Origin of the sequence: Arthrobacter sp. Leaf69 (genome assembly GCF_001422645.1) — a bacterium.
Taxonomy (GTDB): domain Bacteria; phylum Actinomycetota; class Actinomycetes; order Actinomycetales; family Micrococcaceae; genus Arthrobacter.
This window is the reverse complement of record NZ_LMLR01000013.1, coordinates 65,804-87,064: the sequence shown is the minus strand read 5'-3', so window position 1 is coordinate 87,064 and position 21,261 is coordinate 65,804. Positions and strand designations below refer to the sequence as shown.

The following is a 21,261-nucleotide window of genomic DNA, read 5'->3' as shown; positions in this document are numbered from 1 at the left end:
TTCATTTTACGTGCCGCGCCGCAGAGTCCCGCGCCCGTGACGTCGTGCCGGTTACAACGGAGCCGGACCTGTCGTTTCGCCCGTTGTTTCGGGCTTCGTCGTGGTGAAGACGGTGTTCAGGAAGATGGCCAGGGCAGTGGCGGCGGGCCAGATTGCCAAAACGGCCAAGGACCGCAGGGAAAACGCGATACTCGCGCTGGCCGACGTGTCCTCCGGGGTTCCCCACCACAGGCCGCACACGACGCCCGTCCCCCAGGCGGCGAGGGCGCCTGCTGCTCCTGCACCCACGGCCAGGAGTACGTCCCGACCGGACGGTCCGTGGTGCTTGGTTCCGGAGGCTACGGCACCCGAAATGCAGCCGGCGAGCAGGAACAGCCCAGCCAGCACCAGGTCCCGGGGCAGCCACCCTTCCGTGTTGCCGCCGCTCCGCAGCTCCGGATTGCCCGAGAGCAGGTTCAACCCCGAGGGCGCCAGGAGCCACCAGACCAGCCCCACCGGGACACCGGCGGCGGCAATGACAGCGGCCTTCCGCCACGACATGGCGGACCTACCCGCCTCCGGCGCCGGGTGGCTGGGGGCAGCGTCCGCCGGAAAAGCGGCGGGCACAGTGTCGCCCGGCCGGACGTTCTGCGGGGCATCGTGCGGGTGCTGGCCGTGTACTGCTGGCTGTGTCATGCAACAAACCTTAACAAGCTTTCCGGCGCCGGGCACATGACACCGTACGACCCCGGATGACGTTCCCACGGGTCACCTCCGGTGGAACAAATACCGCGACCGGGCAAAGGAGCAATACGCTGGCAGGGTAGGAACATCACACACGCAGCAGGGAGTTGGATCGCAGTGGCCACAGAGGACCAAGCCTTCGAGGGAACTTTTCGGGAGATGTTCCGCCGGCACGCCGCCGGCGTGGCCATCATCACGGCCAACTTCAACGGTGTCCCCTTCGGATTCACGGCAACCTCCGTGGCATCGCTCTCGGCGAAGCCGCCCCGGTTCACCTTCAACATGGCCCGGACCTCGAGCTCCTGGCCGGCCGTGGCCAACACCACCTACATCGGCGTCCACATGCTGGGGCTGGAAAACCAGGAGCTGGCCGACCGCTTCGCCCGGACCAGCAACCGATTCGAGGGCGACCACTGGGCGCTCGGACCCCACGACGTGCCGATCCTCAATGATGTTGCCGGCTGGCTGATCGGCAAGGTCCAGATGCGTCTCTCCTTCGAGAACAACGCCGTGGTAGTGGTCGAGGTCGTGGAAGGTGAAGTGGGCGCCGACGGCGCTCCCCTGCTCTACCACTCCGGCTCCTACGGCCAGCCCGTGCCGCTGGACTACGAGATCTGAGCCGCGCCTTCACCCGCCGAGGTGACACTTAACGCCCATGTCCCTGCGCGGCATGGGCGTCAACTGTCACTTCGGCGGCCGGAGAGCCCCCTGCAGATGATTAGTTATCCAGGCAGGTGGGACCTAGGAGCACCTTGAGGTCTCCGAACAATGACGGGCTGGGGTTGACCCGCAGATGCACAGGCAGGCCCATGACCTCCACGCGGGAGTCGCCCTGCAGGTGCAGCCGCACCTCGGACTTGCCGCGGTGGGTCCGCAGCACGTCTCCCAGCTCGGTCACCACGGCTTCGGTCGCCTTGTGTGTCTGCACCGTGATCACGAGCGGCCCGTTGAGGCCCTCGCTGAGGTCCGGGACGGAGAGTTCCATGCAGTTCAGGGCGATGGCGCCGTCGTCACGGCGCTGCAGCCGCCCCTTGACCACCACGATCAGGTCTTCCGCCAGGACGGACGCGATGGGGCCGTAGACCTGGCCGAAGAACATGACCTCGACGGAGCCGCCCAGGTCCTCGATCTCCGCGCGGGCGTAGGCGTTGCCGCTGGCTTTCGCGATCCGCCGGCTCAGCGAGGTGATCATCCCGGCGATGGTGACGATGGCGCCGTCGTGCGGGCCGTCCTCGGCGATGATCGAGGTGATGGACTGGTCGGCGTGCTGGCTCAGCAGTCCTTCGAGGCCCTGCAGCGGGTGGTCCGAGACGTAGAGCCCGAGCATGTCGCGTTCGAAGGAGAGTTTGTCCTTTTTGTCCCATTCGGGAAGATCGGGGATTTCGATGCTCAGTGACGCCTCGGATTCCGCTTCGTCGAACCCGGCGAAGAGGTCGAACTGGCCGATCGCCTCGTTGCGCTTGAGCGTGATGACGGAGTCGATGGCTTCTTCGTGGATCATCGCCAGGGCGCGCCGGTGGTGGTTCAGGGAGTCGAACGCGCCGGCCTTGATCAGGGACTCGATGGTGCGCTTGTTGCACACCACGGCCGGGACCTTCATCAGGTAGTCCTTGAAGGACGTGTAGGCGCCCTCCTTTTCGCGCGCCGCCACCATGGCCTCGACGGCGTTCACGCCGACGTTGCGGATGGCGCCCATGCCGAAGCGGATGTCGTTGCCGACGGGGGTGAAGTTCAGGGCGGACTCGTTGACGTCCGGCGGCAGCACCGTGATGCCCATGCGTCGGCATTCGTTGAGGTAGATGGCCGACTTGTCCTTGTCGTCGCCGACGCTGGTGAGCAGGGCGGCCATGTACTCCGGCGCGTAGTGCGCTTTGAGGTACGCCGTCCAGTAGGAGATCACGCCGTAGGCGGCCGAGTGTGCCTTGTTGAACGCGTAGTCGGAGAACGGCAGGAGGATGTCCCACAGGGTCTTGACCGCGGCCATGGAGTAGCCGTTGTCCTGCATACCCTGGGAGAACCCGGCGAACTGCTTGTCCAGCTCGGATTTCTTCTTCTTGCCCATGGCCCGGCGCAGGATGTCCGCCTGGCCCAGCGTGTACCCGGCGAGCTTCTGCGCCACGGCCATAACCTGCTCCTGGTACACGATCAGGCCGTAGGTTCCGCCGAGGATCTCGGCGAGCGGTTCCTCGAGTTCCGGGTGGATCGGAATGACTTCCTGGATCTTGTTCTTGCGCAGCGCATAGTCGGTGTGGGCGTTGGCGCCCATGGGGCCCGGCCGGTAGAGCGCCAGCACGGCGGAGATGTCTTCGAAGTTGTCAGGCTTCATGAGCTTGAGCAGGGACCGCATCGGGCCGCCGTCGAGCTGGAACACGCCGAGGGTGTCGCCGCGGGCCAGGAGCTCGTAGGACGCCGCGTCGTCGAGCTCCAGGGACTCCAGGTCCAGGTCCACACCGCGGTTCATCTTGATGTTTTCGAGGGCGTCCGAAATGATCGTGAGGTTCCGGAGGCCGAGGAAGTCCATCTTGATCAGGCCGAGGCCCTCGGACGTCGGGTAGTCGAACTGTGTGATGACCTGGCCGTCCTGGAAGCGGCGCATGATCGGGATGACGTCGATGATCGGGTCCGAGGACATGATGACGCCGGCCGCGTGGACACCCCACTGCCGCTTCAGGCCCTCGATGCCGAGCGCCGTCTCGAACACCTTGGCGGCTTCCGGGTCGGTGGCGATGAGCTGCCGGAAGTCGCCGGCCTCGCTGTACCGCTTGGAGTCCTTGTTCTGGATATCGGCGAGCGGGATGTCCTTGGCCATCACGGCCGGCGGCAGTGCCTTGGTGAGCGTCTCGCCCATGCTGAACGGGTAGCCCAGCACGCGTGAGGAGTCCTTGAGCGCCTGCTTGGTCTTGATGGTGCCGTAGGTGACGATCATGGCGACACGCTCGTCGCCGTATTTGCGTGTGACGTAGTCGATCACTTCGGAGCGGCGCCGGTCATCGAAGTCGACGTCGAAGTCAGGCATGGAGACGCGGTCCGGGTTGAGGAAGCGCTCGAAGATCAGGCCGTGGTGCAGCGGATCGAGGTCGGTGATGCGCATGGCGTAGGCCACCATGGAACCTGCGCCCGAGCCACGTCCGGGGCCCACCCGGATGCCGTTGTTTTTGGCCCAGTTGATGAAGTCGGCCACGACCAGGAAGTAGCCCGGGAACCCCATGGAATTGATGACGCCCAGTTCGTAGTCGGCCTGGGTGCGCACCTTGTCGGGGATGCCCTGGGGATAGCGGTAGCGGAGTCCCTTGTCGACTTCCTTGACCAGCCAGGACGTCTCGTCCTCCCCTTCCGGGCAGGGGAACCGGGGCATGTAGTTGGCCCCGGTGTTGAACGACACTTCGCAGCGCTCGGCGATCAGCAGTGTGTTGTCGCACGCCTCCGGGTGGTCCCGGAACAACTCCCGCATCTCCTGCGGTGACTTCAGGTAGTAGCCGCTGCCCGAAAAGGCGAACCGGGATCCGCCGTTGTCGTACGTCGGTTCCAGGAGAGTGGAACCGGACTGGATGGCCAGCAGGGCCTCGTGCGCCTTGGCGTCGTGTTCGTGGGTGTAGTGAAGATCGTTGGTGGCCACCAGCGGCAGGTTTAGTTCCTTGGCCAGCCGCAGCAGGTCGCCGGTGACGCGCCGCTCGATGTCCAGGCCGTGGTCCATGAGTTCGCAGAAGTAGTTCTCGGCGCCGAAGATGTCGCGGAATTCGGCGGCCGCCTCGACGGCTTCCCGGTACTGGCCGAGCCGGAGCCTCGTCTGGACCTCGCCCGACGGGCAGCCGGTGGTGGCGATCAGGCCTTCCGAGTAGGTGTTCAGCAGCTCGCGGTCCAGCCGGGGCCATTTGCCGAAGACCGAGTCCAAGGAGGCGATCGACGACGCACGGAAGAGGTTCCGCATGCCCTTGTTGTTGTAGCTGAGCAGCGTCATGTGCGTGTAGGAACCGCCGCCGGAGATATCGTCCTTGCGCTGGTTTTCCTCGCCCCACCGGACGCGGGTCTTGTCCGTGCGTGCGGTTCCGGGGGTGACGTAGGCCTCGACGCCGATGATCGGCTTGATGCCCTGGTCCGTGGCCCGCTTCCAGAAGTCGAAGGCTCCGAAGAGGTAGCCGTGGTCCGTGGTGGCGAGGGCAGGCATGCCCAGCCGTTCGGTTTCGTCGAACAGCTCCCCCAGCCGGGCGGCACCGTCCAGCATGGAGTATTCGGTGTGGTTGTGGAGATGAACGAACGATTTGTTGCTGGAAGTCACCGAATCATTCTAGTGCCGCGCACGGACGATTCAGCGCGGCACTCCGGACGCCGCCCGATCGCACCGCGGGACCCGGGCAGCGGACCGCAGCCCGGGCAGCCAATCAGGCCTGTCCGGACTCCAGAACCTCCAGGGCGTACCGCAGGTCCTGCGGGTACTCGCTGGTGACGGTGACCTGTTCCCCGGTCCGGGGATGGGCGAAGGACAGCTGCCGCGCGTGCAGCCACTGCCGGGTGAGCCCCAGCGTGGCGGCGAGCCGCGGGTCCGCGCCGTAGGTCAGGTCGCCGGCGCAGGGGTGGCGCAAGGCGGAAAAGTGCACCCGGATCTGGTGCGTACGGCCGGTTTCGAGGTGGACTTCCACCAGCGACGCCTTGCCGAACGCCTCCAGGACCTCGTAGTGCGTGATGGAATCCCGGCCGTCTTCAATCACGGCGAAGCGCCAGTCGTGGCCCGGGTGGCGGCCGATCGGCGCGTCAATGGTGCCGGCCAGCGGGTCCGGCAGGCCCTGGACGACGGCGTGGTAGACCTTGTCCACGGTGCGTTCCTTGAAGGCGCGCTTAAGGGCTGTGTACGCCTCTTCCGTTTTGGCGACCACCATCACCCCGGACGTCCCGACGTCGAGCCGGTGGACGATGCCCGCGCGTTCCGGCGCGCCGGAGGTCGAGATCCGGTAGCCGAGGCCGGCGAGGCCGCCGACGACGGTGGGTCCCACCCAGCCGGGCGAGGGATGCGCGGCCACGCCGACCGGTTTGTCGATGACGACAAATTCGTCATCGTCCAGCAGGATGGTCAGGTCCTCCACGACTTCCTCCACAATTTCCAGGGGGTCCCGGCGCGCCGGGACGACGACGTCGAGTACGGTGCCGGGGGCAAGCTTGAGCGATTTTCCGACCGCTTTGTCCCCGCTGCTGACGTTGCCCTCGCCGATCAGCACGGCGGCCTGCGAACGGGAGATATCCATGAGCTTCGCCAGCCCGGCATCCACGCGGGTCCCGGCCAGTTCGTCCGGGACCACAAAGCGGAAGGATGCTGCCGGTGTCGCGGCGGACCCCGCCCCGGTGTCGTCGGCTGTGAATTCGTCGTCGACGTCCTCCGGCAGGATGTCCTCCGGCAGTGTGCCGGAAGTGGCCAGGTCTTCGGGCGTGAGGTCTTCGGGCGTCGTGTGCTCAGGCGCCGTGTCCCTAGGAGTCATGGTTCACTGTGTCCTTCGTGGGGTGCGAGCCGTCCAGGGAGATCCCGCGCAGCGTGAGCAGGCAGATGATCACTACCGAGGACACTACGGCTGAGTCGGCGATGTTGAAGATCGCGAAATTGGGCAACTGGATGAAGTCCACCACATGGCCCATGGCGAACGAGGGTTCGCGGAACAGGCGGTCCGTGAGGTTGCCCAGGGCGCCGCCGAGGAGCAGCCCGAGCGCCAGGGCCCACCAGAGCGAGCCGAGTTTCCGCAGCTGCAGCAGGATGGCGATCGCCACCGCGGTCATGATGATCGTGAACACCCAGGTGACGTTCTCGCCGATGGAGAAGGCGGCACCGGAGTTGCGGATGTAGTACCAATGCAGGAGCGGGGGCAGGACGGGAATCCGCTCCCCCTCGGTCATGTTGGCGGTGACCCACAGTTTGGTCAGCTGGTCGAAGGCATAGGCGAAGGCCGCCAGGCCAAAGAACAAGGAGAGCAGCAGGGCCCGCCGCGGCCGCGGCTTGATGGGACGTGCTTCGTCGGACTCAGCGGGCTGCGCGGCGTCAGGTGATGATGCGTCAGTCATAGGGCTTTCGTTCACGGGCCAGTGCGGGGACTGGGAGCTGGTTGCTTGGGCACTGCCGCCGGCGGAACCTGCGGTTAATGCCAAAAGCCGGCGGCCGAGGAATCCTCAGCCACCGGCTATCAGAATACTTTGCTTTTGGCCCTAGCTTGCTTCGACCTCAGGAGCGGCCACGGAGCCACGGGCGTCCAGGTCACGCAGCTGGCCTTCAATGTAGGCCTTCAGGCGTGAACGGTAGTCGCGTTCGAAGCCGCGGAGCTGCTCGACCTTGCGTTCCAGCACGGAGCGCTGCTGCTCGAGGGCGCCGAGGATCTTGCGGGACTTCTCCTGGGCATCGTTGACGAGGCTGCTGGCCTCGATCTGCGCTTCGGCGATGATCTTGTCGCGCTGCTGCTCGCCGTCGGCGACGTGCTTGTCGTGCATCTGCTGCGCCATGGCCAGCAGCCCTGCAGCGGACTCGGCAGCCGGAGTAGCGGCGCTGCGGGCCGGTGCGGCCGCCTGCTCGGCTTCCTTCTTCTTGGCAACCTCAGCGGCCTTGGCGGCTTCGGCGGCCTTGGCCTCAGCTTCTGCCTTGGCGCGGTCTTCCTTGTCCTTATCGGCCTTGACGGGTGCCGGGACCTTTTCCACGACGGGAGCCGCGGCGGCGGAGCTGGCAGGCGTGCCGGCGCCCAGTTCGGCGAGCTTCTTGCGGAGCTCGTCGTTCTCCTGGTTCAGGCGTCGCAGTTCGACGACGATCTCGTCCAGGAAGTCATCAACTTCGTCCTGGTCGTAGCCTTCGCGGAACTTGGTCGGCTGAAAGCGCTTGTTGACAACGTCTTCTGGCGTCAAAGCCATCTGGTCACCTCGTTGGTCTAGTTAGTCAGTAGGCCTTCCGGCCGTCAAAACTACGGTACCTAAATATGGTCTGGTTCCTCTAATTCAACACCGCAGTGTCAAACCGGAGTTTCTATCAGTTTGGGCCGCGGACCAGGTCCGCCGCCCGGCTACGCCGTGATGGGCTGGGACACGACCAGGAACTTGGCCACTCCCATGGCGATGGTGACTGCCACGAACAGGAGTAGGAAGCCAAGGTCCAGCGAGATTCCGCCCAGCCGCAGCGGCGGAATGAGCCGGCGGAGCAGTTTGAGGGGTTTGTCTGTGACCGAATACACGGCGTGGGCGGTGACGAGCGCCACGCCGCGCGGCCGCCAGCTCCGCGCAAACATCTGCACCCAGTCGAAGACCAGGCGGACGATGAGGGCAACAAAAAACAACAGCAGTGCGATATAGACAAGTCCGAAAACAATTCCCATGAGTTATCTCATATCTCCATGTTCATTCCGGATACCGCAGTGTCCTCTTGATAGTTACGCCTCTATTTCAACACGGATAATTCAGCAAGGATGCCAGGCAGGGTGTCCCCGCCTGGCATCCTTGGGCAGAATCCGGACTAGCTCTGGTTGAAGAAGCTCGCCTGTGTCTCACTGACCTTCTTGTCATCGCCGATGACTTCGACGTACGACGGCGAGAGCAGGAAGACCTTGTTCGTCACGCGCTCGATGCTGCCGCGCAGTCCGAAGACCAGCCCGGCGGAGAAGTCGACGAGCCGCTTGGCATCCGCCTCGCCCATGTCAGTGACGTTCATGATGACGGGGATGCCGTCACGGAAGCTTTCACCAATGAGTTTGGCATCGTTGTAGGACCGCGGGTGGATCGTGGTGATCTGGCGGAGCCCGGTGTGATCTTCGCGGCTCGATGCCGCTCGCTTAATGGGTGTCACAGGTGCGCGATATTCCTCTTCAGCGGCGTAGGGCTCTTCCCTGGGGACCTCGCGGACAGGCGCCGGTGCACGGCGCTCTTCCCGGTCATGCTCCATGGAATCGTCCTCATCCTTGTGCGATGTTTGGTGTTCGGACTCGTAGTGTTCGTCGCCGTCGGCGAGCCCAAGATAGATCATTGTCTTGCGCAGAGCGCCGGCCATGGTCGACTCCTAATCGTGTCCGTGAGCGGGCCGATCAATGACTAAGCAGCCTTGGAATCCCCGCCATTACCTTCCAATACGTTGAACCTACCGCAACGCCGGACGCGGACCGAGAATATCGGAGCCAACGCGAAGGTGTGTCGCCCCCAGGCGGACGGCCTGTTCCAGGTCCTGGCTCATGCCCGCGGAAATTCCCGTGGCGCCGGGGTGGACTGCCGTGAGGCGCGCCGAGAGCTCCGCGAGTTTCTCGAAGGCCGGGACCGGATCCGCGCCGAAGGGGGCGACGGCCATGACGCCCGCGAGGCGGATGCCGGCCGAGCCGGCCAACTGCTCGGCCAGTGCCGGGACGTCCGCCGGAAGTGCGCCTCCGCGGTGTCCGCCGGCGTCGTCGTCGAGGCTCACCTGGATGAAGCACTCCAGCGGCGCCCGCCCGGTACGTTCCTGTTCGGCGGCCATGGCCTTGGCCAGGGCACCGGCCAGCGGGAGCCGGTCCACGGAGTGCACGGCATGGGCATACTTCACGACAGATTTGGCTTTGTTGCTCTGAAGCTGGCCGATGAAGTGCCAGCGCAGCTCCAGCCCGGCCAGTGCGGCCGCTTTCTCCGAGGCCTCCTGGTCCCGGTTCTCGCCCACGTCCGTGACGCCCAGGGCGGCGAGCCGCCGGACGTCCTCGGCAGGATGGAATTTGGTGACCACGATCAGCTGCGGCGGCGATTCCGCCCGGCCGGCTGCGGCAGCGGCGCTGCTGATCCGTTCCCGGACGGCGGCGAGCCGCTCCCGGAGCTGGTCGAGCCGCGGATCAGTGTGACCGCCGTCGGGCTGCTGCGTATTGGGGTGTTCATTCATCGGCTCGGTCCGTCCACACGAGTCCGGCGAATCGCCCGGTGTCCGGGTCGCGGCGGTAGGAGAACAGCTGTTCGTCTTCCAGGGTGCAGTTGCCGGAGTATTCGACCGCCACGCCGGCGTCCTGCAGTTGGCTGCGGACGGCGGCCGGCAGGTCCAGGCCCGGTGTGCCCCGGGCCGTGGTGCACCATGCGGCGGGCACCCTGGCGGCGACATCGCGGCGCATATCCTCGGGGACCTCGTAGCATCGTCCGCAGACGGACGGGCCAATCCAGGCGCTGAGCCGGGCCGCGCCCAGTTCCCGCATCCGCGTGATGGCGGCCGGGACGACACCGGAGGCAACGCCGGGGCGGCCGGCATGCACCACGGCGAGTACCGGAGTTTCGCCGTCGGCCCGGTCCCCCACCAGGACAACCGGCACACAGTCCGCCACCATCACAGCCAGGGGCTCCCCCAGGGAGACCATGGCGTCAGCGGTAGGGGCAGCAACACGGGCGTCAGCGTCAGGGGCAGCAACACGGCGGCCGGCCGCCGTCGCGGCGCCGATGACGGCCACCTCGTTGCCGTGGACCTGGTTCATGTACCGGAAGGACCGGCCGGCGAGCCCCGCTGCGGCTGCGACGTCCCCGCGCCGGCGCCGGACGTCCAACGGGCTGTCACCGACATGGAGCGCCAGGTTGCCGGCTGCGGCGTCGGTGAAAGCCACCCAGACGCCCGGCCGTACTTCGGCCCGCCACGAGAACATTCAAAACCCCAGATCGTTGCCAAACGTGTTTACAGAAATACGATCCTACGAGAAAGCACCATGGCACTGCCATCCGGCAGTGCCATGGTGCTTCAGGACCTACTTGAGGAAGTCGGGGACATCCAGGTCGTCGGAGTGGCGGCCGGACAGGTCCGGCTCCACGACGGACGGAAGGTCGACGTCGAATCCGGAGTCTGCAGGGACCGCGGACGGACGCTGCTGGCCCCAGCCGCCGTAACCGGAGGCACCAACCGTGGCGTGCAGCGGCTGGACCTGGGCCGAGGACGGAGCCTGGACCGGAGCCGGGGCTGCGGCCGGGGCCGCCGGGCGCTGCGGTGCCGCCTGCGGAAGGGACTGGTCCATGGACGGCGAGGTCGCCTTGACGTCGTCGAAGCCGGCGGCAATGACGGTAACGCGCGCTTCGTCGCCGAGCGCATCGTCGATGACCGCACCGAAGATGATGTTGGCTTCGGGGTGGGCGACTTCCTGGACCAGCCGTGCAGCCTCGTTGATTTCGAAGAGGCCCAGGTCCGAGCCGCCCTGGATGGACAGCAGGACGCCGTGGGCGCCGTCAATGGATGCTTCCAGCAGCGGCGAGGCGATGGCCAGCTCCGCAGCCTTGACGGCGCGGTCCTCGCCCCGGGCCGAGCCGATGCCCATCAGGGCCGAACCTGCACCCTGCATCACGGACTTGACGTCGGCGAAGTCAAGGTTGATCAGGCCGGGGGTGGTGATCAGGTCGGTGATGCCCTGGACACCGGACAGCAGGACCTGGTCGGCGGAACGGAACGCGTCCAGGACGGAGACGTTGCGGTCACTGATGGACAGCAGGCGGTCGTTCGGGATGACGATGAGCGTGTCCACTTCATCGCGGAGGGCGTCAATGCCGGCCTCCGCGGAGCCGGCGCGGCGGCGGCCTTCGAAGGTGAACGGGCGGGTGACGACGCCGATGGTCAGCGCACCGAGGGAGCGTGCGATCCGGGCCACGACGGGCGCGCCGCCGGTGCCGGTGCCGCCACCCTCGCCGGCGGTGACGAACACCATGTCAGCGCCGCGGATGACCTCTTCGATTTCCTCGGCGTGGTCCTCGGCAGCCTGCCGGCCCACCTCAGGATTCGCACCGGCTCCCAGGCCGCGCGTCAGCTCACGCCCGATGTCGAGCTTGACGTCTGCATCGCTCATCAACAATGCCTGCGCATCGGTGTTGACCGCGATGAACTCGACGCCGCGAAGACCGACCTCGATCATGCGGTTGACTGCGTTCACGCCACCGCCGCCGATGCCGACGACCTTGATGACGGCCAAGTAATTCTGCGGAGCTGCCACGTTACGTGTCCCTTGTTCGTGTTCTATTGCGAAAACTGATGGAGTCGGGCTTGAAGCTTTGAACCTTAACCTTCGACTTGAAGGTTATAGTTATGTCAAGTAACTCATGCTGTGACGCTATTTCCTTGTGTGATGACATTCAATAACCGGCGCCGCGTGTCGCGGTAATACCGCTGAAATCGCCTCTTTTGGTGTCTTCCTGCCGCCCCCGCCGTTCCGCTGCCAAGTGATCGGCAGCTATCGGGTGACCGGGTGCCGCGGCACACTGACATCGTAGATCCGGACCGGGTTGGCCGGGTCCGCAGGCACCTTCAGCAGGGCCTCGAGGACCCTGGCCTTCAGCTCCTTGTCCCCCGCGTTGCCCCACACGATCGTCTGGCCGTCCACGAGCTTGAGTTCAACGGCGTCCACCGACTTCGCCGAGGCGTTGGAAAGCCGGGCCAGCACATCGGCGGGCAGCGCGCCCAAGACCCCGGTGATGGCATGGAACAGGTCCTTGGGCAGCGTGCCGCCTCCGCCGTCGATGACCGGCAGCTTAATCGCCGCCGGGTCGGCGGAGTCGCTGAGCTTCACACCGTCGGCGTCCACCAGCTGGTGGGCCTTGCCCTGTTTGACCAGGGCCACCGGCACGCGTTCGGTCACCTTGACCTGCAACGTGGACGGCGGGCGGGCCTGGCTGGTGACTTCTTTGACCTGGACCAGCGGTTTCAGGAGGGCCGCGACGTCGCCGTCGGTGATCTGCGGCAGGGGCTTGCCCTGCAGCGGGGCGAGGGCTTTCTGGATCTGGGCCGCCGTCAGCAGTTTCGTCCCCTCCACGCTCACTGTCTGCAGCGCGAGGACCGGAGAGTAGACAGCCCCGGCGACGATCCCCGCGACCAGCACCGCCAGGGTGGCGATGGTGCCCACGACGATGCGTTTGCGGCGCCTGGCCTTTGGTTCGGGGAAGGACAGCACGTTGTCCCGGGCCGGCAGGGCCGCCTGTTTCGCTGCGGCTCCGGCTGCGGGTCCCGACGCGGCGCGTGGGGTGCCGGATTCGGGGCCGTTTGCCCTGTCTGTGCTCCCAGGGCTGTCCCTGCTGTCTTTGGACGCCGAAATGACGTCCGGCGTCCCCGAGGCCCCGTTCCCTGACGGGGACCGGCGTGCGCCCGCCGTGTAGCCGGGGCGGCGGGTGCTAGGCACCGGGCACTCCGTCGTTCAGGTCAGCCCTGTCGTTCAGGTCAGCGCGGTCGTTCAGGGCTGCAACGATCAGCGGCCCGTAGGCCGTGACGTCGCCGGCGCCGACGGTGAGCACGATGTCCCCCGGCCCGGCGGCGGACACAAGGGACTGCACTGCCTCCGTGCCCGGTCCGACGAGCCTCCCGCCGGCGCCAAGGTGCGCGGCGATCAGTTGGCTGCTCACGCCCGGAATCGGATCTTCGCGGGCGGGATAGATGTCCAGGACCAGGGCCGTGTCCGCGGTGTTGAGGGCCGCGGCGAACTCTTCGGCGAATTCCCGGGTCCGGGAAAACAGGTGCGGCTGGAAGAGGACGTGCAGCTGGTGGCCGCCGGCCACCGACCGTGCCGCGGACAGGGCCGCCCGCACTTCGGTGGGGTGGTGCGCGTAGTCGTCGTAGACCCGGATGCCGCGGCCCTCACCCTTGAATTCGAAGCGCCGGGATGCCCCGGTGAAGTGCGACAGGGCGCTGGCGGCAACCGCGGGATCCACGCCAAGTTCAAGGGCGACGGCGAACGCCGCCGCCGCGTTGAGGGCGTTGTGCCGTCCGGGAACGTGCAGCTCGAGGGGGAAGCGGCCGGCGGGAGTGCTGATGGCAACGTCTCCCGGGCCTCCGTCGTGCAGCACAAGATGGGCGTCATCGCCGGTGCCGTAGAGCACCACGCGGGTGTTGCCGCGCTCGAGCGTCCGCAGGGCCAGGGCCCTGGCTCCGGCGTCGTCCGCGCAGGCAACCAGGACGCCGTCGGCCGGGAGCAGTGCGGTGAAGCGGTCGAAGGAGGCGTAGACGGCCTCGGCGGTGCCGTAGTGGTCGAGGTGGTCCGGTTCGACGTTGGTGACGACGGCGATCTGCGGGCGGTAGTTCAGGAAGGACCCGTCGGATTCGTCCGCTTCCGCGACGAAGATGGGGGTACTGCCGCTGGCGGCGTTGACGCCCAGTGCGGGCACGTTCGCGCCGATGGCGAACGACGGGTCCAGGCCCGCGCCCTGCAGGAGGACGGCAATCATTGACGTGGTGGTGGACTTGCCGTGTGTGCCGGCCACCGTCACTGCGGTGTCCTGCGCCATCGCGGCCGCGAGTGCCTCGGAGCGGTGGAGCACCGGCAGCCCGGCGGCCCGCGCCGCTGCCAGTTCGGGGTTGTCCGGGCGGATGGCTGAGCCCGCCACCACGCTCTGCGCGTCGCCCAGGTTGGCGGCGTCGTAGCCGACACAGATCCGGGCGCCGGCCGCGGCAAGGTCTGCCATGACCGGCAGGTCCTTGGCGTCGGAGCCGCTGACCGGCAGCCCGCGGGCCACCATGATGCGGGCCACGGCGGACATTCCCACGCCGCCGATGCCGATGAAATGCACCCGGCCGAGGGACTCCGCCGTGCGGGTGGACGTGGTGGTGTGCTGGTGTTCGGGCTGGGTCATTCCTCTACCGCTTCCTGCCGTGCTGCTTCGAGGGCTTTGCTGATGGTGGGTTTACCTGGGCCGCTTCCAGGACGAGGCCTACCATGCGCTGGTCGGCGTCACGGATCCCGAGCGTTTCAGCGATTGCGGCCATTCTGGCGAGCCGGTCCGGATCCTGCAGCAGCGGGATGATGTGCTCGCGGACCCAGGCGGGCGAAAACGTGCTGTCCTCCACGAGGAGGGCGCCTCCCGCTTCGACGAGGCCGGCGGCGTTGAGCGCCTGTTCGCCGTTGCCGATCGGCAGCGGAACGAAAACTGCCGGAACGCCGACGGCGGCGACCTCGCAGACCGTCGCGGCGCCGGAGCGGGCCAGCAGCAGGTCCGCCGCGGCGTACACCGTTTCCATGCCGTCGACGTATTCGCGCTGCTGGTAGCCGCGTGCAGCGAGTGGCTTGCCGTCGACGTCGTGGACGGCTTTGTCCCGCCCGGTGATGTGCAGGGTCTGGATGCCGGACTCCGCCAGGAGGCCGACCGAGGCCGCAATGGTGCGGTTGATGCTCTGGGCGCCCGAGGAGCCGCCGGTCACGATCAGGACCGGACGGTCCGGGTCCAGTCCCAGGGCTGCCCGCGCCGCGGCCCTGGCAGCGGTCCGGTCGAGGCTTGAGATCTCCCCACGCATCGGCATGCCGACGTGCCGGGAGGCGCCCAGCCTGGTCGCTGCGAACGCCACGGCAACGTGTCCGCCCAGCCGTGCTCCCACCCGGTTCGCCAGCCCGGGGCGTGTGTTCGCCTCGTGGATGACAATGGGGATCTTACGGCGCCACGCCGCGAAGTACATCGGTGTGCAGACATAGCCGCCGACGCCCACCAGGACGTCCGCTTGGGCGTCCTCAAGGATGACACCGGCCTGCTTGACGGCGCCCGCCAGCCGTCCGGGTAGCCGGAACAGGTCCAGCGAGGGCCGTCGGGGGAAAGGGACCCGGCTGATCGTGGCGAGGTCAACCCCTGCGGCCGGTACCAAGCGGGCTTCCATGCCGCCTGGTGTTCCTACGGCCAGCAGCCGCACGTCGGGGCGGGCCTCGCGGAGGGCGTGCGCGATGGCCAGGAGCGGGCTGATGTGTCCGGCTGTTCCGCCGCCGGCAAGGACGACGGACAAAGACGACTCGGTGTTCATAAAGGCCTATTGCGCTTTCGTGCGGGATTTCTGGGGGCGGGAGTTCGGGTGGACGGCGTCCTGGCGGCCGGCGTTGTGGCAGCCGGCGTTCTGGTGGTTGGCGCGGTACGGGCCGACGTGTTGGGAGGCGGTTTCCTGGCTTCGTTGCCGGCTGCGGTCCGGTGTGCGGTCTTGGCTGTTTTACCGGAAGTTGTGCCGGCTGTCTTGACTGCGTTGCCGGTTGTGGCCGTCGCTGCGCCGCGTGCCGCGATCCGCTTCCGCAGCGACGCCGCCAGCCCGGCCGGGCCGAACCGGAAGAGCCGTTTCGGCTGGAGGCCCGGCGCCATCTGTGCCCGGGCCAGGGACAACACTACGCCGATTGCGCACAGGGACATGAGCAGGGCCGAGCCGCCGTAGGAAATGAAAGGGAGCGGGATTCCCACCACGGGGGCCAGCCCGGTGACCACGGCCATGTTGACCGTCGCCTGGCCCAGCAGCCAGACCATGATGGTGCCGGCCAGGACGCGGTGGAACATGTCCTTCTGGGCCACAACCACCCGGTAGATGGCGGTGCCGAGAATGGCGAAGAGCACCAGCACCACGAGGGTTCCGACGAGTCCCAGTTCCTCGCCGATGATGGCGAAGATGAAGTCATTGTGTGCTTCCGGGATCCAGCTGTACTTCTGCCGGCTCTGCCCCAGCCCTACCCCGAACCACCCGCCGGAAGCCAGACCGTACAGGCCGTTGGTCGACTGGTAGTTCAGGTCGGAGCCGTCCGCGCAGGTTTGCCCCGTCCAGGACAGGATGCGGCAGACGCGGTTGGGGCTCGTGATGGCCATGACGGCGGTGCCCGCGGCGATGATGACGCCGGCGATCCCGAACAGGTACAGCCGCACCCCGGCGAAGAACAGGGCGGCCGCCGTGATCATCATGACGATCATGGCGGTGCCAAGGTCGTTGCCCATCAGGATGAGCCCGACAATTCCGGCGGCGCCCGGGAGCACCACGGGGACCAGGGCGTGCTTTGCCTGGGACAGCAGCTTGGCCTTGCGGTCCAGCACGGTGGCCATCCAGAGGGCAAGCGCCAGTTTGGCCGCCTCGGACGGCTGGAACGTGAAGGGCCCGACGTCGATCCAGTTCTTGTTGCCGAGGGCGCTGCGGCCGATGACCAGCACCAGCACCAGCAGGACGAACGCGACGATGATGGCGATCCAGGCGCCGCGCTTGAGCCAGACCACGTTGACCCGGGAAAGCAGGAACATGCCAAACAGGCCGATCCCGGCGAACAGCCCCTGCTTGAGCGCCGCCGTGTACGGCGACTCCCCCGCTGCGATGGCCTCGACGCTCGAGGCGGAGAGCACCATCATGATGCCGATCGCCGTCAGAGCGAGGGTGGAACCCAGGATCAGGTAGTACGTGGATCCGTTGCGGGACTTGCCCGTTCCTTCAAGGGCGGACCAGAACCCCCGGTACCAGTCCCGGACCTTGCGGCCGGCCGCCTGAGGGCCTGAGGGTGCCTGGGCTGGCGCCGTCCTGGCCGCCGTCGGCTTGGTTGCGGCCGGTGAGGCCGCGGGCGAACGTGTGGGCGTGCTGACCATAGTTACTCCTCGCTGGTCTGAGCCTGCCCTTCCACGAGCTCGCGGACAGCTTCGATGAAGGCGTCGCCACGGTGAGCGTAGGAAGAGAACTGGTCCATGGATGCAGCCGCCGGGGCCAGGAGCACAGTGTCCCCGGAGGCGGCAAGCTGCGCCGCCGCAGCAACGGCCCGGGCCATCACAGTCTCACCGAAAATCGGTGATGGTCCTGCTTGGGCGTCGGCCGTACCGGCAGTCTGCACGTCTTCAGTTTCGCCCTTCGCCTCGCCGATCACGGGGACATCCGGCGCGTGTCGCTGCAGCGCGGAGCGCAGATCGCTGGAGTCCGCCCCGATCAGGACCACAGCCTTGAGCCGGCGGGCGTGCTCCTGGACCAGCGCCTCGTAGTTCACGCCTTTGGACAGCCCGCCCGCTATCCACACGACGTTTTCGAACGCGGAGAGGGATGCCGCGGCTGCATGCGGGTTGGTGGCTTTGGAGTCATTGACCCAGAGGACGCCCTCGTGCCGGGCGACGAGCTGGATGCGGTGGTCCCCCGGCAGGTAGTTCAGCAGGCCCTTGCGGACGGCGGACGGCTCCACGCCGTAGGCCCGGACCAGGGCCGCCGCTGCCAGGGCATTGGCCACCATGTGGCGTGGCGCGACGGCGCCGAGGTCCGCTACGGACGCCAGCTCGGCGGCGCTGTCCTTGCGCTCGGCGATGAAGGCGCGGTCCACCAGGAGGCCCTCGACGACGCCGAGCATGCTGACGGCCGGCGTGACGGTGGTGAAGGCCACCGCCCGGCAGCCCTCGACGACGTCGGCGTCTTCCACCATGCGTTCGGTTTCGATCTGCTCGGCGTTGTAGATGCACGCCTTTTGGGTGTTTTCGTAGACCTTCGCCTTGTCCGCCAGGTACGACGCATAGGATCCGTGCCAGTCCACATGGTCCTCGGCGACGTTGAGGCAGACGCTTGCCACCGGGGAGACGGAATGGCTCCAGTGCAGCTGGAAGCTGGAGAGCTCGACGGCGAAGACGTCGTAGTCCACCGGGTCGCGCAGGGCGTCCAGGATGGGTGTGCCGACGTTGCCGACGGCGATGGCTTTGAGTCCTGCGGCCTGCAGCATCGATTCGGTCAGCCCCACGGTTGTGGTCTTTCCGTTGGTGCCGGTGATGGTGAGCCAGTCCGCGGTCTTGCGTCCCTTGCGTTCCCGGACCCGCCACGCGAGTTCGACGTCGCCCCAGACCGGGATGTGGGCCCGGGCTGCCGCCGCGAGCAGGGCCTGGTCCGGGCGCCAGCCCGGGGAGGTGACAATCAGGTCCGGCTTGTCACCGTCGATTTTGGGGATGGTGTTCACGGCGTCCTCGCCCAGCAGGACGTCGGCGGCCCCGACGATCCGCAGGGTGTCCGCCTGGGCCTGGGCTTTCGGTCCCGTGGCAGCGTCCACAACCACCACGCGGGCGCCAAGTTCGATCAGCGTGTCGGCGGCGGCGAAGCCGGAGATCCCGATGCCGGTGACAACCACCCGCAGCCCGGCCCAGTCGGAGTCCCAGGTGACCAGGTTCTCAAGCCGGGGTGATGTGGTGAGGGGCGCGGGAATCGGACTGGTCACAGGAGTACCACCCATTCGGCGTAGAAAATGCCCAGCCCGGCGGCGACAAAGAGTCCGCACAGGATCCAGAACCGGACCACCACTGTGACCTCCGCCCAGCCTTTGAGCTCAAAGTGGTGCTGGAGCGGGGCCATCTTGAAGAACCGTTTGCCCTTGGTGATTTTGAAGTAGCCCACCTGGATGATGACCGACAGCGTGATCAGGACGAAGAGTCCGCCGATGAAGGCGAGCAGCAGTTCGGTCCGGGAGAGGATCGCGAAGCCAGCGACGGCGCCGCCAATGGCCAGTGATCCGGTGTCGCCCATGAAGATTTTCGCCGGGGAGGTGTTCCACCACAGGAAGCCGACCAGCGCCGCGCTGAGGATGGCGGCGAGCAGGGCCAGGTCCAGCGGGTCCCGGACGATGTAGCAGCCCGAGCCGGCCTGCCGCGGCGAACCGCAGGACTGGTTGCTCTGCCAGATGCCCATCAGCGTGTAGGCGCCGAAGACCATGATGGAGGCACCGGCGGCCAGGCCGTCGAGTCCGTCCGTCAGGTTCACGCCGTTGGTGGCGGCGGTGATGATGAGGTTGGACCAGAGCACGAAGAGGATGGTGCCCAGGAGGGTGCCCGCGAAGGCCAGGTTCAGCCACGGGATGTCCCGGACCAGGGAGATCTGGTACGACGCGGGCGTCACACCGTTCTCGTCCGGGAAATAGAGCGCGAGGATCGCGAAGATGATGCCCACGGCGGCCTGCAGGATCAGTTTGGCCTTGGCGTTCAGGCCGAGGCTGCGCTGCTTGGAGATCTTGATGAAGTCATCCAGGAAGCCCACCAGCCCCATGCCGACCATCAGGAACAGCAGCAGCAGGGCCGAAGCGGACGGGCCCGGCGAGGCCGGGTTGATCATCCACATCACGAGGTGGGTGATGCCGTAGCTCGCTAGCACTGCCAGGACCACCACCGTCCCTCCCATGGTGGGGGTGCCGCGTTTGGTGTGGTGTGTGGTGGGTCCGTCATCCCGGATGAATTGCCCGTAGCTCTTCCGGACCAGGAAGCGGATAAACAGCGGCGTGCCCAGGAAGGCAAACAGCAAGGCCAGCCCGGCCCCCATCAGCAGTGCAATCACAGCAGCGCACTCCCTTCAGTGGCGGTTCCGGCGGTGTCTCCGGCAGCTTTTTCGGCAGCCTGCCCTTCAGCGGAACCCGCAGCGGTCCCGGGGGCCTGTGGGGGTAATGCTATCCGATCGCCCAGATGACGCAGCCCGATGCTGTTGGAAGACTTGAACAGCACCAGGTCGCCGGGCTCCAGCTCCGCCTGCAACAGGTTGTAGGCCACCTCCGGCGTCTCGGCGAAGACGCATTCGTCGCCCCAGGACCCCTCGTTGACGGCGGAGACGTAGAGCGAACGGGCCTCGCGTCCCACGACGACGAGCCGGGAGATATTGAGCCGGACCACCTGCGTTCCCACCGCCATGTGTTCGCGGATGGAGTCGGGGCCCAGCTCGAGCATGGCGCCCAGCACGGCCCAGGTCCGGCGGCCCCTTCCCAGGTCCGCAAGCGTGCGCAAGGCCGCGCGCATGGACTCCGGGTTGGCGTTGTACGCATCGTTGATGACGGTGACGCCGTCGGCCCGCTCGGTGCGTTCCATCCGCCAGCGGCTGGCGGCGGTCTGCGCGCTGAGCGAGGCGGCGATCCGTGCGGCCGGAACGCCGGCGGCATGGGCGGCTGCCGCTGCGGCCAGCAGGTTGGCGATGTGGTGCGCCCCGATCAGTTTGGCTGAGACGTGGTGCCCGGCGGTGTCGCCGGGCAGGAAAAGTTCGAATTCGGGGTTGCCGCCGGCATTCAGCCCGACTCCTTCCGCGCGGACCAGGTCAGCACCGGCTGATTCTGAACCGACTGCTCCCCCACCGGCTGCGTCTGATCCGCCTCCGCGGGCGGCCTGCGCGGTGTAGCCAAGGACCGTGGCCCGGGTTCGTTTGGCCATGGCGGCCACCCGCGCATCGTCCAGGTTGAGGATGGCGGTTCCGGTGGATGGCAGGGCTTCGACGAGTTCGCCCTTCGCGAGGGCAATGTTCTCGACGCCGCCGAATTCCCCGGCGTGGGCGGTACCGACGCCAAGAACCACGCCGATGTCGGGGCGGACCATGTCCGCAAGGTAGCTGATGTGGCCTACCCCCGTGGCGCCCATCTCGATCACGAGATAACGGGTGTCGACGCCGGCTTTGAAGACCGTGAGCGGAACGCCGACTTCGCCGTTATAGGAGCCCTGCGGGGCAATGGTGGTTCCTTCGGCGGCGAGAATTCCCGCCAGCAGGTCCTTGGTGGTGGTTTTGCCGGCGGATCCGGTGATCCCGATGACGGTCAGCGTCGCGCCGGCGGCGGCGCGGCTGGCGCGGATCCGCCGGACGGCCTCCGCCGCAAGGGCGCCCATCGCGAGGACCGAATCCTGGACCACGACGGCGGGGTAGTTGACCCCGGCGTCGTTGGCGACGTCGTGTTCCACCAGCGCCAGCACGGCGCCGCGTTCGAAGGCGGCGGCAACGAAGTCGTGGCCGTCGGCCGTCTCCCCCGGTTTGGCCACGTAGAGGGAGCCCGAGGCCGCTTCCCGGGAATCGGTCACCACGGAGCCGGGGGTGATCCCCGGCTCGGCGGCCAGGCGGCCGTTGGTTATGTCGGCGATTTCCGCCGCGGTAAATGCAATCAT

The 21,261-nt window shown here is 67.1% G+C and carries 17 protein-coding genes and 1 pseudogene; 1 reads left to right on the top strand and 17 read right to left on the bottom strand.

Annotation, left to right across the window (positions count from 1 at the left end):
- Window positions 1-51: 51 nt before the first annotated feature.
- Entirely contained in the window at window positions 52-675 is a 624-nt protein-coding gene (locus tag ASE96_RS13405) for a hypothetical protein (protein WP_200913057.1), read from the bottom strand.
- Between the two features lie 207 nt (window positions 676-882).
- Here ASE96_RS13405 and ASE96_RS13400 point away from each other — a divergent pair, with 207 nt between their 5' ends.
- Window positions 883-1,341: a flavin reductase family protein gene (locus ASE96_RS13400; RefSeq protein WP_200913066.1), complete on the top strand. Its 459-nt coding sequence runs from the start codon at window positions 883-885 to the stop codon at window positions 1,339-1,341.
- A gap of 100 nt (window positions 1,342-1,441) precedes the next feature.
- On the opposite strand, the gene dnaE is transcribed toward ASE96_RS13400, so the two are convergent.
- From dnaE to ASE96_RS13320, 16 genes and pseudogenes are all read right to left on the bottom strand, one after another.
- On the bottom strand, window positions 1,442-4,999 hold the full coding sequence (gene dnaE, locus ASE96_RS13395; RefSeq protein ID WP_056431251.1) for a DNA polymerase III subunit alpha: 3,558 nt from the start codon (window positions 4,997-4,999) through the stop codon (window positions 1,442-1,444).
- 103 nt (window positions 5,000-5,102) lie between these two features.
- Window positions 5,103-6,191 (bottom strand): RluA family pseudouridine synthase, encoded by a 1,089-nt coding sequence (locus ASE96_RS13390; RefSeq protein ID WP_268753760.1) that lies wholly within the window; start codon window positions 6,189-6,191, stop codon window positions 5,103-5,105.
- Window positions 6,181-6,765, bottom strand: coding sequence for a signal peptidase II (gene lspA / locus ASE96_RS13385; protein ID WP_056431248.1), 585 nt, complete (start codon window positions 6,763-6,765; stop codon window positions 6,181-6,183). Before lspA ends, ASE96_RS13390 begins: the two co-directional genes overlap by 11 nt.
- Window positions 6,766-6,906: 141 nt before the next feature.
- The gene (locus ASE96_RS13380) at window positions 6,907-7,596 is read right to left on the bottom strand and encodes a DivIVA domain-containing protein (protein ID WP_056431247.1); all 690 of its coding nucleotides are present in this window, start codon (window positions 7,594-7,596) and stop codon (window positions 6,907-6,909) included.
- A gap of 149 nt (window positions 7,597-7,745) precedes the next feature.
- The gene (locus tag ASE96_RS13375) at window positions 7,746-8,054 is read right to left on the bottom strand and encodes a YggT family protein (protein ID WP_056431244.1); all 309 of its coding nucleotides are present in this window, start codon (window positions 8,052-8,054) and stop codon (window positions 7,746-7,748) included.
- Window positions 8,055-8,191: 137 nt separating this feature from the next.
- Window positions 8,192-8,722 (bottom strand): cell division protein SepF, encoded by a 531-nt coding sequence (locus ASE96_RS13370; RefSeq protein WP_056431241.1) that lies wholly within the window; start codon window positions 8,720-8,722, stop codon window positions 8,192-8,194.
- An 87-nt stretch (window positions 8,723-8,809) separates the two neighbouring features.
- Window positions 8,810-9,568, bottom strand: a complete 759-nt coding sequence (locus ASE96_RS13365; RefSeq protein ID WP_056431238.1) for a YggS family pyridoxal phosphate-dependent enzyme — start codon at window positions 9,566-9,568, stop codon at window positions 8,810-8,812.
- Window positions 9,561-10,310, bottom strand: a complete 750-nt coding sequence (locus ASE96_RS13360) for a polyphenol oxidase family protein (protein WP_056431230.1) — start codon at window positions 10,308-10,310, stop codon at window positions 9,561-9,563. Before ASE96_RS13360 ends, ASE96_RS13365 begins: the two co-directional genes overlap by 8 nt.
- A 99-nt stretch (window positions 10,311-10,409) precedes the next feature.
- Window positions 10,410-11,636 (bottom strand): cell division protein FtsZ, encoded by a 1,227-nt coding sequence (ftsZ, locus tag ASE96_RS13355; RefSeq protein WP_056431226.1) that lies wholly within the window; start codon window positions 11,634-11,636, stop codon window positions 10,410-10,412.
- A 237-nt stretch (window positions 11,637-11,873) separates the two neighbouring features.
- Entirely contained in the window at window positions 11,874-12,815 is a 942-nt protein-coding gene (locus tag ASE96_RS13350; protein WP_056431223.1) for a cell division protein FtsQ/DivIB, read from the bottom strand.
- Window positions 12,808-14,259 (bottom strand): UDP-N-acetylmuramate--L-alanine ligase, encoded by a 1,452-nt coding sequence (gene murC, locus ASE96_RS13345; protein ID WP_056431220.1) that lies wholly within the window; start codon window positions 14,257-14,259, stop codon window positions 12,808-12,810. The genes ASE96_RS13350 and murC overlap by 8 nt, the downstream gene beginning before the upstream one ends.
- Before the next feature lie 4 nt (window positions 14,260-14,263).
- Window positions 14,264-15,412 carry an undecaprenyldiphospho-muramoylpentapeptide beta-N-acetylglucosaminyltransferase gene (gene murG, locus ASE96_RS13340; protein ID WP_056431216.1) on the bottom strand — a complete coding sequence of 383 codons (1,149 nt, stop codon included), beginning with the start codon at window positions 15,410-15,412 and terminating at the stop codon, window positions 14,264-14,266.
- 281 nt (window positions 15,413-15,693) lie between these two features.
- Window positions 15,694-16,989 (bottom strand): annotated as a pseudogene (gene ftsW / locus ASE96_RS13335) (putative lipid II flippase FtsW); the annotation flags it as partial.
- 2 nt (window positions 16,990-16,991) lie between these two features.
- Complete coding sequence (gene murD / locus ASE96_RS13330) at window positions 16,992-18,593, bottom strand: UDP-N-acetylmuramoyl-L-alanine--D-glutamate ligase (RefSeq protein WP_056431211.1); 1,602 nt, start codon at window positions 18,591-18,593, stop codon at window positions 16,992-16,994.
- Window positions 18,575-19,684 (bottom strand): phospho-N-acetylmuramoyl-pentapeptide-transferase, encoded by a 1,110-nt coding sequence (gene mraY / locus ASE96_RS13325; protein ID WP_056431208.1) that lies wholly within the window; start codon window positions 19,682-19,684, stop codon window positions 18,575-18,577. Before mraY ends, murD begins: the two co-directional genes overlap by 19 nt.
- Window positions 19,681-21,261, bottom strand: a complete 1,581-nt coding sequence (locus ASE96_RS13320) for a UDP-N-acetylmuramoyl-tripeptide--D-alanyl-D-alanine ligase (protein ID WP_056431205.1) — start codon at window positions 21,259-21,261, stop codon at window positions 19,681-19,683. Before ASE96_RS13320 ends, mraY begins: the two co-directional genes overlap by 4 nt.